General features: G+C 67.9%; 11 protein-coding genes and 2 pseudogenes. 8 read left to right on the plus strand and 5 right to left on the minus strand.

What is annotated here, in order from left to right:
- Window positions 1-31 precede the first annotated feature (31 nt).
- The 3 genes and pseudogenes from FHX80_RS29535 to FHX80_RS29545 form a co-directional block, all read right to left on the minus strand.
- A complete protein-coding gene (locus tag FHX80_RS29535) occupies window positions 32-838 on the minus strand; it encodes a hypothetical protein (RefSeq protein WP_145766986.1) in 807 nt (268 codons plus the stop codon).
- A gap of 8 nt (window positions 839-846) precedes the next feature.
- On the minus strand, window positions 847-2079 hold the full coding sequence (locus tag FHX80_RS29540; RefSeq protein WP_244318498.1) for a tyrosine-type recombinase/integrase: 1233 nt from the start codon (window positions 2077-2079) through the stop codon (window positions 847-849).
- An 8-nt stretch (window positions 2080-2087) separates the two neighbouring features.
- Window positions 2088-3072, minus strand: a pseudogene (locus FHX80_RS29545) (Tn3 family transposase); the annotation flags it as partial.
- Window positions 3073-3122: 50 nt separating this feature from the next.
- Between FHX80_RS29545 and FHX80_RS29550 the strand changes: the two are divergent.
- From FHX80_RS29550 to FHX80_RS29580, 6 genes are all read left to right on the plus strand, one after another.
- Window positions 3123-3917, plus strand: a complete 795-nt coding sequence (locus tag FHX80_RS29550; RefSeq protein WP_341874037.1) for a GNAT family N-acetyltransferase — start codon at window positions 3123-3125, stop codon at window positions 3915-3917.
- 140 nt (window positions 3918-4057) lie between these two features.
- Window positions 4058-4393: a helix-turn-helix domain-containing protein gene (locus FHX80_RS29560; protein WP_145766988.1), complete on the plus strand. Its 336-nt coding sequence runs from the start codon at window positions 4058-4060 to the stop codon at window positions 4391-4393.
- Window positions 4390-5919 (plus strand): hypothetical protein, encoded by a 1530-nt coding sequence (locus FHX80_RS29565; RefSeq protein WP_145766989.1) that lies wholly within the window; start codon window positions 4390-4392, stop codon window positions 5917-5919. Before FHX80_RS29560 ends, FHX80_RS29565 begins: the two co-directional genes overlap by 4 nt.
- Window positions 5920-6028: 109 nt before the next feature.
- Window positions 6029-6724, plus strand: a complete 696-nt coding sequence (locus tag FHX80_RS29570; protein WP_145766990.1) for a class I SAM-dependent methyltransferase — start codon at window positions 6029-6031, stop codon at window positions 6722-6724.
- 321 nt (window positions 6725-7045) lie between these two features.
- Complete coding sequence (locus tag FHX80_RS29575) at window positions 7046-7192, plus strand: integrase (protein WP_145766991.1); 147 nt, start codon at window positions 7046-7048, stop codon at window positions 7190-7192.
- Window positions 7193-7383: 191 nt separating this feature from the next.
- Window positions 7384-7920 (plus strand): hypothetical protein, encoded by a 537-nt coding sequence (locus FHX80_RS29580; protein WP_145766992.1) that lies wholly within the window; start codon window positions 7384-7386, stop codon window positions 7918-7920.
- On the opposite strand, the gene FHX80_RS29585 is transcribed toward FHX80_RS29580, so the two are convergent.
- Window positions 7877-8644: an IS5 family transposase gene (locus FHX80_RS29585; protein ID WP_341874045.1), complete on the minus strand. Its 768-nt coding sequence runs from the start codon at window positions 8642-8644 to the stop codon at window positions 7877-7879. The genes FHX80_RS29580 and FHX80_RS29585 overlap by 44 nt on opposite strands.
- Here FHX80_RS29585 and FHX80_RS29590 point away from each other — a divergent pair.
- Both FHX80_RS29590 and FHX80_RS29595 read left to right on the plus strand, forming a co-directional pair.
- Window positions 8623-9978 (plus strand): IS4 family transposase, encoded by a 1356-nt coding sequence (locus tag FHX80_RS29590; protein WP_145766994.1) that lies wholly within the window; start codon window positions 8623-8625, stop codon window positions 9976-9978. The two genes, FHX80_RS29585 and FHX80_RS29590, sit on opposite strands and share 22 nt — an antisense overlap.
- A gap of 30 nt (window positions 9979-10008) precedes the next feature.
- A pseudogene (locus FHX80_RS29595) lies at window positions 10009-10707 on the plus strand (IS5 family transposase); the annotation flags it as partial.
- Here FHX80_RS29595 and FHX80_RS29600 read toward each other — a convergent pair.
- A complete protein-coding gene (locus FHX80_RS29600) occupies window positions 10619-11218 on the minus strand; it encodes a hypothetical protein (protein WP_145766995.1) in 600 nt (199 codons plus the stop codon). The pseudogene FHX80_RS29595 and the gene FHX80_RS29600 overlap by 89 nt on opposite strands.
- Window positions 11219-11634 lie beyond the last annotated feature (416 nt).

The raw sequence follows: 11634 nt of genomic DNA on the forward strand, positions 1-11634 counted from the left end.
CTGTCATCAACTTCCGCATCCCGGGGGAACCTCACACTGTCGAGGGAGCGTCGGTCAGTTTGCGGGCCGCCAGCCACTTCTTTGCGACGGCCAGCATCCGGGGAGGCAGCGTCAGCGGCGGCTTCCACGACGGCATGAGCTTGCGTGGCTGCTTGGCGACCTGGCCGCGATGGAAGAGCACCACCTCAAGCTGGTGCAGGTGCGTGATCCAGCTCTTCGCCGGGCCCTCGTAGAACTGTTGCGCCGACGGGTAAAAGGACGCAAACTCCGGGTCCTCGGGGAACAGACGGATGGCTTCCAGGACCTCGGCGACGTGGTCGCCAGTGATGTCGGCGACGTCGGTCAGGCCGTTGCGCAACACGATCCGGGCCACCGACCAGTGCATCGCCTGCTTCGCCGACATCCGGTTGTAGCCGAGCGCGACAGCTTCCTCGACCAGCACCATGGTGCCCGGATCGATCCCCAGCAGGGCGGCCTGGTCGTGAACGCGCAGCTGGCCGACGGCGAACATCCACCGGTAGTCGAATGTCGCGTACCCGTGCAGGCCCAGATAGGTCAGGTAGGTCCGGGCCCGATGGGAGGTGGGGAACGACGGGCGGTGGAAAGACTCCCCAGGCAGCCGGCCCGCCCGCTCCGCCAAGGGTTCGGCGAACCAGGCTTCCAGGTCCGGCCAGCGGGTCCGGAAGTCGCGGTAGTAGCGCAGTTTCGCGTTGAGGTACTGGCGATTGAAGCTGTCCTGGCCGCGGACGGCCGCTACGTACTGCCCCTCGGGGCAGTGCCTGGGGCGCTGACGGCGGACCGGATCCGGGGCGGCGACCAGCGCGGCGGTCGAAGCCATGACGCCCCTCATGAACGTCCCTCCACCGGCTTGCCCAGCGCGTCCAGGGCCCGGTGGTAGTCGGCGACGACTGCCGGATCGGAGACCTGGGTGTAAAGACGAGTGGACTCGGGCGAGGCGTGACCGAGGCGCTTTTGCAAGGTCAGTTCGCGCATGCCGCCCTCCCACATCGCGGTTGCGTGCGTATGACGCAGCGCGTGGGGCGTTACCCAGGGCTCGCGGATGCCGGCCCGGGTGCAGGCCCGGGAGAACATCCGCACCAGGCCGTCGTAGCCCAGCGCCTCCAGGCGTCTGGTTCCGCGGCCGCCGATCAGGAACACCAGCCGGGTGTCGGCGTCGTCGGGACGTTCGTTCATCACGTAGGCGCTGACCGCCGCCAGGGTCGCGGTCTCGTGCAGGTCGACGACCCGCTCGACCCGGGACTTCGACCGGACGCCCTTGGGGTGGTCGTCGCGATGCCGGACCACGACGCGCCGCCGTCCGTAGGCCAGGTCATCCAGGTGCAGGCCGAGCACTTCGCCGGGCCGCAGCCCGCCGTGGAGCATCAGCAACACGATCGCCCGGTCCCGCAGCCCGCGAAGCTGACCGAGCAGCAACTCAACCTGGCCGTCGTCCAGCGGACGTGGCACCCGCTGGACGGTCTTGACGCGCACGGCCCGGCGGACCGGGCGCTGACGGCTGGCCCGTCCCATAAACGGGCGATGCCGCTCGGAGACGTACAGAAGTGCAGGGTCCGGACGCTTCTCGATGGGGTTGGCCCGCTCCAGTAGCCCGGACAAGATCGCGTACTCGTAGAACGAGGACACTGCGGCCAGAATCCGGTTCACCGTGCTGCCCGCGAGCTTGGTCGCCGGACCGTCAGCGGCCATCGTCACCACCGACAGCGTCATCCGCCGACGCGGGCGGCGGGACGGCACCGAGCGCAAGTACTCCAGCAACGCGATCGCGTCCGGTGGCCCGAACCGCTCCCAGCTCAGACCCCTGCTTGCGAAGAAGCGCCACAGATGCCGAAGGTCGTAGGCGTACGCGATGAGCGTGTTCGGCGAGCAGTCCCGCGCGCCGAGAAAACGCAGGAATCCGGCAACGACCTCGACCGGCGTCCCGTCCTCGTCAAGCAGCTCGACCAGGGTCGAGCCGTCCTCCTGCAGCCGCTGTTGTACCCGCACAGACACTCCCTGAGCCGTCGCACCCGACAGCCCGGACGGCCGCCCCCGACCCTCAACGAGGGGCAAGGTGTCCATGTAACTAAATAGCTCGCGTTGTCGGTGGCCACCATCTCCGGCTTCACGCCGCCGTCCAGGTTCAGCAGCGCGTCCAGGATGTGCAGGGAGTCGCGCGGGGTGCCGGGGACGACCATCTGCCCCGATACCGGCGACCTGGTCGTTGACGGCGTTGAGCCAGGTGATGCCGCGCTTGAAGCCGAAGTACTTCGGGGAGGGCGCCGCGCTGATCGTGCGGACGGGTACGACGAACCGCAGTCCGTCGACCGAGGCCAGCAGGCCGTCGCCCCAGAACTGCACGATCGGCACCTCGGACTGGGCCTCGATGAGCTTCGCGTTCGCCGCTGCGATCGTGTCGGCGCGCAAGTAGAACTGGTCGACGTGGACCAGGCGGGAGCGGGTCAGGGCCTCGTGGCCGGGGTTGGTGACCGGGGTCATGCCGATGTTGCACGCCTCGCTCACCAGCAGCGCGACCACAGAGGTGGTCAGGTCCTTCATGCGGGTGGTGCCGTCGCCCAGGTGCACGAAGGCGTCGAGGAACCCGGTCCAGGAGTGGACCTCGAACAAGAGGTCCGGCAGATCGATCTTCGGGAGCATCTTCTCGACCCGCTTGCGCAGCCAGGTCAGCGACTTCGGCTCGCCCAGCGCGCCGAGCTTCTCCACGTTCAGCTTCACCCGCCCGTTCGGCTGAACGTCGAGCGACACCTTCGCGTCCTTGCCCGCCGACTGAAGGCGCTCGGCCATCTGCTTCCAGCCCGCGTCCAGGGCCCGCACCAGCTCCGCCAGGTGCTCGGTGACGGGCATGTCCAGACTCAGCCCGGCCAGCACGTCCTCGCACACCGCGTCCCACGCCGCGCCGTCCAGGAGCCGGGCGCGCGGGTCCGACCACCGGTGGGAGGGGGAGGCGAACACGTTGCGGTTGTTCAGCGCCCGGTGCAGCTGCTCCAGCACGCACACCACGTACGCGTCCCGGTCCACCGACCCCTGCGGCAGACCGGCGTTCGCGTACATCGCCCTGGCTCTTCCCCGGAGGCCAGCCCGGCCGCCCCATCAGCGCCCGGGCCATGGGCGAACGTCTCCGCAAACTCGGCATCCGGCTCGCACAGACCCGCTCGACCGCGCTGTTCCAGCTCGCCACCGAGCTACCCGCAGCCGTGCTCGCCCGCACCCCAGGCATCGACATCACCGTCGCCGTCAAATGGCAACGAGCCGCCGCCGGAGACTGGGCCGCCTACGCAGCCGAAGTCAGCCGTCGGAACGCGAAAGCCCGACTCATACCGATGTCCGATCCCGCTGACATGCTGCTTCTCATGACAACGCACGAAAGCATGCCCGACCTCGCCCAGGTCACCGACGCCCACGAGGTCACGCCCGAACTCCGACGCCAGCTGATCGACTGCTGGATCGCGGTATCCAACTCGGGCGGAGCCGCAGGATTCCCTTTCCCACCCGTCCAAGACAACGACGTCGCGCCAGTCACGGACAAGCTCCTCGGACGTCTCGACCCACAACACAGCCGACTCGTCACCGCCAGACTTGACGACGTTCTTGCCGGCTGGGTCGTCCTGAATCGCGACCCCTACCGACTCATCGGACACTGGGGCACGGTCAACCACCTTCAGACCCACCCCGAATACCGCGGACGCGGCGTCGGCTCCGCCCTCATGCGCGAGCTGCGAAAGATAGCCCGCGGCGAACTGGGGCTCGAACAGCTCCATCTCGCTGCCCGGGGAAAAGAGGGGCTGGAGGACTTCTACCGCCGACTCGGATGGCGTGAGGTCGGTCGCTGGCCCGGAGCCCTCCGCCTCGCGCCGGACGACACCCGGGACGAGGTCCTGATGCTCCTCGATCCCCTCTGAGCGCGGGGGTATTCCGGGAGTTCCAATACCCGACTCCACCATTAATTATGCGTGTCCTCGGACTTCCGCACCCGCACCCTGCGCCGACACCTGGACGACACCATCGCCGCGGCCCTTCAGGCCCGGAACGGGAGGAAGGCATGAAGCGCAAAGTCGGCTACACCTGGCGGCTGCGCGAGGTCATGGCCAAGCACCAGATCTTCACCGCCACCGAACTGGTCCCGCTGCTGCGGGATCGCGGGATCGACCTGTCCGCCTCGCAGGTCCACCGTCTGGTCTCCGGGACCCCGGAACGGCTGTCGTTGCAGGTCATGGCCGCGCTCTGCGACATCCTCTCCTGCACCCCAGCCGACCTGGTGGCCACCAGCGCCGAGAACGCGGGGGTCCGCAAGACCGCCACCGGCGACCTCCCGGCTCTGTCCGCGAACGTCGCCAAGCTGCGGCCTCGCGCGGCCCGCATCCTGCCCGACGCATGAGCCGGACCTACGCCACCGACGAGCAGTACGAACGCTGGTTCCTGGCCGAGTGCTGCCGCTGCGGACGCCGCAAGCACAAGGCCGGCCACTGGCCCGACGGATACATCTGCCGGACCTGCTCTGACCGAGCGGTGCGGACACGGGGCATTTGCCCAGGATGCGGCCAGGACCGGGCGCTTCCCGGTCGCCGCCCCGCCGACGGCGCCTCCATCTGCACGACCTGCGCCGATTTCTCCCAGACCTTCGACTGTGCACGCTGCGGCTTCGAAGGGAGACTCCTGGGCGGGCGGCTCTGCGAACGCTGCACGCTCACCGACCGGCTCACCGCCCTCCTGGACGACGGCACCGGCCGTGTCCGTCCCGAACTGACCCCGCTGTTCGACCTGTTGGTGGCGATGGACAAGCCCAGCAGCGGGCTGGCCTGGCTGGCCCTGCGCCACGATCAGCCGGGAAACGCCTCTGAGCGACTGCGGCAGCTCGGCCTCGGGCAGATACCGCTGACCCACGACGCCTTCCATGAGCTCCAGCCATGGCGGTCAGCCGCTCACCTGGAAGAACTCCTGATGACAAGCGGAGTCCTGCCCGCCGTCGACAAGTACATCTGCTCCTTCCAGCGCTGGCTGCCCGGCCATCTGGCCGACATCACCGACCCCGAACACGCGAAGACGATCAAACTCTTCGCGACCTGGCGTGTCCTTCCCCGACTGCGGGCACGAGCCGACCGGAGCCACATCACACCCAGCATCCGCCGCTTCGCCGCCGAGCAGATCAAGTACGCGACAGCCTTCCTGCAATGGCTCGGCGAGCGGAACACCCCGCTCACCTCCTGCAGCCAGATCGACGTCGACGCCTGGTGGGCCGAGAACAACGAGCACAGCCGCAACTGTTTGAGGTCCTTCCTCAACTGGGCCATGCAGAGCCGCCATTGCCGACGCTCCCTCTCCATACCCGCGATGAAGGCCACCCGACGAGCTGCGCTGAGCGAGGACGAACGCCTGGACACCCTCGGCCGGCTGCTGACCGACCCGGACATACCGAAGAACCTCCGCGTGGCCGGCGTCATCGTGCTCCTCTACGCACAGCCCCTCACCCGGATCGTCCGGCTCACCGTCGACGACGTGGTCCACGACGGAGAAGCAGTACTGCTCCGACTCGGGGAACCGGCCTCACCCATCCCCGAGCCAGCCGCTTCCCTGCTGCTGGACTACATCGCCGACCGCGACCACATGAACACCGCCACCAACCAGGCATCCCCCTGGCTGTTCCCCGGACGCCGGGCGGGCCAGCCCTTCCGCCCCGACCACCTGTCCGCACTCCTCAACGAGATCGGCGTCCCGGTGGCCGCCGCCATCCGACAACAACTCCTTGAGATGCCCGCTCCCGTCGTCGCGGACGCTCTCGGATACCACGACAAGACCACCAGCCGCCTCGTTAGAGAAACCGGCGGGACCTGGAGCCGGTACGCCCCTGGGGATCACACACGGTCACCATCTGGCTGGGCTCCCCGGGGATTCGGCAACAGCTGAAAACGAGCCGACCACAATCAGACACAAGTCAAGGCAGCCGTTGACCGGACGCACCCTCGGTTGCACAAAACCGCTCGCGGTCGGCAGCCACCGGCGCGATGCTGTCACGATGCCTGCAGAGACCGCTTACCACGACGAAGTCGGCGACTACTTCGCAAAGAACGCCGACACCAGCCCCTACAACGCACACACCGACCGGCCGGCGATGCTCGCGCTAGCGGGGGATGTTGCCGGGCTGAAGATTCTCGATGTCGGCTGCGGGGCCGGGCACTACGCGGCCGAACTCCTGGCGGGTGGTGCCGAGGTAGTCGGAATCGACGGCAGCGCCACTCTGCTGAGTCACGCGCGGGAGCGATTGGGCGACCGGGCCGAACTGCGCATGCACGACGCGGAGAAGCCGCTGGACTTCATCGGCGACGCGTCGTTCGACGGAGTCGTATGCGCATTGATGCTCCACCACATCGCCGATCGGCCGCGTCTCCTCAGCGACCTACGACGCGTCCTGCGTCCCGGAGGGTGGCTGCTGGTCTCGACGACCCACCCGACGGCTGACTGGCGGAAATTCGGTGGCTCGTACTACGCCGAGGACTGGGTTGACCTCCCGCTCGCCGGGGGGCCGTTGGCAGTCCACTACCAGCGCATGCCGCTGGAAACGTTCCTGAACGAGCTGCTGGCCGCCGGATTCATGCTTGAAAGACTCATCGAGCCTCGCCCGACGCCCGGCCTGCGAGAACTCGACGAAACGGCCTACAACAAGCTTCACCAGGCTCCGTGCTTCCTTGCTGTCAGGCTCCTGCGGCCCTGACAGCACGCAATCCCTGCCTCCCGGCGAACGCGCACAGTCACTGCCCCGTCTCCCAAGCGCCAGAACTGGCGACACTTGAATACGCGAGCCCACCAGTACCGAAGCCGGAGGACGCGCCTGGTCTGATGACGAAGCCGAGACTCACCGGAACACCCCCGCGTCGGCGGGGAGGACGGACCTGAAGAAGCCGCCCACCCCCCGGGCGGCGGAACACCCCCGCGTCGGCGGGGAGGACCGTCCTGGCCGCCGAAGCCGGACCAGCTGGAGCGTCCTCCCCGCCGACGCGGGGGTGTTCCGTCCACGCCGTGACGGTCGGACGGCTTGAACGAGTCCTCCCCGCACGCCCACATCGGCGTCTACGCCCACGTACGCCTCCGCCTCCAACGCCACGCCATCGACGCCCTCGGAGACGCCCTCAACCCCACCGACACCGCCGACGACCCACCCGCCGCAGACGTCCTCCGCTGACGTTGCCGTCAGCGCTGCCGTCACACACCACGAAAGCCCCACCAAAAACAAGCCTTGGTGGGGCTTCTGACCGTTCTTAGAAGCTGTTGTCTTTCCGGGTGTGATTGGCGTGTTTCCGCTGGTTGCGGATAGGTGCGTAAGACCCGTGGGAGTAGTGGCCTGTCAGGTCGTCGTTCCCCGGGAGGTCTCGAATGCCGTCAGTCGTTGGACTACTGGAACAGCACGAGCTTGTTGCTCGGCGTCGGGTCGATGGCCTGCGTGAGGAGGCCGACCGTATTCAGGCCGAGTTGGCCGCGGCCGAGGAGGAATGGCAGGAGTGGGTGATCGCCCGGCGGCGGGTCGATACGGTTCTGGCTCCGGACAGCGCCGCTGACGCCGGCCCCCGAGCCGCCGCCGGGCCTCGGGAGGCGGACAGGCAGCTGGCGTCCCGTGATGCGGCCAACCCGAAATCGCAGGTGCCGGTGTGGCGTGAGGAGGTCGCCTCTTCGGTGCTGTCGGTCGACTACCAGCGCATCCTTCAAGCCGTCGCGGACCGTGTCCGTCTCGGCCAGGGGCCGCTGACCTGCCAGGAAATGGCCGCAGTGTTCGGCATGGACGTGGTGTTGGCGCGGGTGGAGGCATTGCGGTCGAAGGCGAAACGCCTGGTCGCCCGAGGCTGGCTGGCCGAGCCCGCACCCGGCCGGTTCACCCTCGGCCCCGGTGTGGCCGGGCCAGGCGACGGGTCATGAGGGCGGCCATCGACCAGTAGATCATCGCCTCGGAACCGGCGATACGACGCTCGAAGTCGCGGGCCAGACGGCGGCTTCGCATCAGGTGCGCGAAGAGACGCTCGACGATCCACCGCTTGGGCAGCACCACGAATCCCTTCATGTTGTCGCTGCGCTTGACGATCGCCAGGACCAGGGCGAACGCGGCCAGGCAGTGCTCGATCAGACTGCCGGTGTAGCCGCCGTCGGCCCAGACCAGGGCCAGGCGATGGTGAGCGGCAGCCACCTGTTCCAGCAGGATGTGGGCAGCGGCGCGATCGCCCACATCCGCAGCGGTGACCATCACGCCCAGCAGCAGGCCGAGGGTGTCGACCACGACGTGCCGCTTGCGTCCGTTGACCAGCTTGCCGCCGTCGAAGCCACGGCTGCCGGCGCCGACCACGGCATCCGCGTTGACCGACTGCGAATCAATCACCCCAGCCGTCGGCAGGGCATCGCGCCCTGCCCTCTCGCGGACCTGCCCGCGCAGCCGGTCATGGAACTCCCGGACCAGGTCGTGGTCGCGCCAGCGGCGGAAGAACGCATAGACCCGGTCCCACGGCGGGAAGTCGGCCGGCATCGCCCGCCACTTGATGCCGTTATCCCAATGCCGTTGCTTGAGGGGTGCAAGTAGTTCCTCTCCCGGGCACGGTGACTGCCGGGGTGCTGGTTCGTTGACCGGACATGCATCCGTGGATCGGGTTATCTGATGATGTCCGGCTCGGGTTGGTCACCGAGTGGATTGTTCCTGAGCTGGTGGACGAGGTGCTGGCCGCGTGCGGTCGGCGGGATGCCAAGCCCCGTCCCCTGTCGAGCCGGTTCATGGTCTACTTCGTGCTTGCTCTGGCGCTGTTCCAGCAGGACTCCTACGACGATGTTGCGGAGAACCTCGTCGGGGCCCTGGGCGAGATGGACCAGTCGGTCCCGAACAAGTCGTCATTCACCAGGGCCCGGCAGCAGCTTGGGGCCGCGCCGCTGGAAGGAGTGTTCCGCCGTGTCGCGGGGGCGATCGCTCCGCCCACACTCGAGGCGGCGTTCTGGCGCGGGATGAGAGTCGCCGCAGTCGACGGGTTCTTGCTGGACATGCCGGAGAACGATACGACACGTGCCGTTTTTGGCGGGCAGGTGGACAGTGCCGGTCGTCCCATCGGGTTCCCGCAGGCCAGAGCGGTGACGCTGACCGAGACCAGTACGCACGCCACGATCGACGCGCGAATAGGCAGCTTCAGGAGTGGCGGTGGCGAGCCCGCGCTGGCGACAGAGACGGCCGTCAGCGCCGCCGGCATGCTGGTGATCATGGACCGTGCCTTCCCCGGTGTCGCGCTGTGGAAGGCATACACGCAGGCCGGAGCACACTTGCTGATCAGAGCCCGCACCTTCGTCGCCGCGAAGCCCGCGGAGGTCTTGCCTGACGGGACCTATCTGACCCGGATGAATCTCGCTGGGCAGCGGCGCTCCCATCCGGGCGGGGTGACAGTGAGGGTGATCGACTACCAGATCGACGGCGGCGAGACCGTCAGGCTGCTGACTGACCTGCTCGATCCCGGGGCCTGGCCCGCCGAGGAGCTGGCAGCCCTGTATCACGAGCGCTGGGAGGTTGAATCCGCTTTCCGGCAGCTGAAGACCATTCAGCGGGGAAAGGCCGAGGTGCTGCGGTCGGTGTCGCCGGAACTGGTGCGGCAGGAGATCTGGGCACACCTGACCCTCCATCACTGCCTGAATCGGATCATCCTGCGGCTGGCAGACGGCGAGGGTCTGGACCCCGACCGGATCTCGTTCGTCAAAGTCCTCAAGCACACACGACGCAGCGTCGTCCTCCAGGCGGGCCGGTCGACCCGCCATCTGCGGCAGTTCATGAAGCGGATGGCCACGAAAGTCGTGCGTAAGCTCGACAACGGCCTCCGGCGGCTACGCGAGGCGGACCGGTACACCCGCCATCCGGTGTCGCAGTACATCGTGCGCAAGAAAGACCAGGCCAGGCGAGGCACGCGACGGGTTCCCGAGAAGATCATCACCCTTGCGCCCGCGATACTTCAGTAGCTCAAGCAACGGCATTGCGACAACGGCGTCAAGTGGATGGCCCTGCCGGTCGACTTCCCGTACTGGCGGGCCGTTTACGACTTCTTCCGCCGCTGGCGGACCTACGACTACGTGCGTGAGCTGCACGAACGCCTGCGCCGCACGGCCAGGCAACGTGCAGGGCGCAATGCCGAGCCCAGTGCGGGGATCATCGACAGCCAGTCGGTGGACGCCTCCGAAACCGTCGGCGAGGACAGTCGCGGATACGACGGCGGCAAGTCACGCGACGGGCGCAAGCGCCACATCCTGACCGACACGGACGGCCTGCTCCTCGACGTGACCGTGACCACGGCCGATATGCACGACTCCAAGGCCGCCCCCGCACTGCTGGAGACGTTCATGAAGAAGCCGGGCCGGCTGCTGAAACTGGTGTGGGTCGACAGCGCCTACCAGGGCTCGGCCCTGGCGAAGGCATTCGCCCGCCACGGAGTACGGGTCGAGGTCGTGCGCCGCTGCGACGGACAACGCGGATTTGTCGTCCTGGCCCGCAGGTGGGTGGTGGAGCGCACGCTGAGCTGGCTCTCCCGCTCACGCCGCCTCAACCGCGACCACGAACGACGCCCCGATCACCACCAGCAGATGGTGTGGTGGGCCGCCGTGATCAGGCTGTCCCGCCGGATGGCAGGGGACGCTCCCCGCTGGCCGGAGAATCGCCCCGGGCGACTGCTCCAGCCTCCGACGCGGGCATGAACCGTCCGTCCTTCGCCCGCACCAGCCAGCCCTGCTTCTCCAGCACATAAGCACGGTGCCGGATCTTCTCCACCTCGTTCTTGATCTCCGCTTCCCGGCCCACCGCCCGCGTCAGCTCCACCCCGTTCACCGGCCCTGAAGCGGCCACCACCGCGGCGAACACCTCCCGATAGATTCCGCCGAGCACCGTTTCGCCCATGCCCGGCCGCCACACCGGCGGCCGTTCACCACGCTCCACCCCAGAACTGTTCGGGCCCGCGACGGCAGCCACCTCATCGCCGGCGGGCGACACGGAAACCGGTGCACTCACCAGGCTCTCCTCGGCCAGCACCGCCACGAGCTCCTCGCACCCCACCCGGGCCCGCTCGCACCGCTCCCGCGCAGCATCCACCTCCGCCTGAGCCTGTTCCAGGACCTCCATCCAGGACTCCAGATCCTGCCTCGCCCGTGTCTCACGCTGTTCCATCAACCCCAACACCGACGGCATCCCAACCTCCTCGATCCACAACAAGCCGCCCGCTGCCTGCCCCTACCCCCTCGCGCTCATGCCCCCCCACATGAAGAAGCCCCTGCTCATCGAACAGGGACTCCCTTTGCCACAACGCACTAACGGGAACGGAAGCTTGACCGAGGGCGTAGAGGTTCGCCGTCACGATGCCGAGCGCGTCGTAGCGGGCCTGGAGCTCAGCGCTCCATCAACTCCGGTGCCTTCAAGGCCATGAGCCGCCTTGCGCCCGCCTCGATATGATCGTGAACGCGAGTGGGGAGCAACGCGACCTCAGTTGGCGGGCGTCACGGCAACGGCTCTGGAGACCCGCAGGTCGGATGGGACGAGCTACGGGTGGAGGGTGCGGTGCTCGACCGAGTGGATTCGGCGCGCATGGACAGAAGAATGGAGCTGGCCCGTGAGTGGGCTGGTCTCGTCAA

It is taken from the genome of Streptomyces brevispora (assembly GCF_007829885.1).
In the GTDB taxonomy this organism is placed as follows: domain Bacteria; phylum Actinomycetota; class Actinomycetes; order Streptomycetales; family Streptomycetaceae; genus Streptomyces; species Streptomyces brevispora.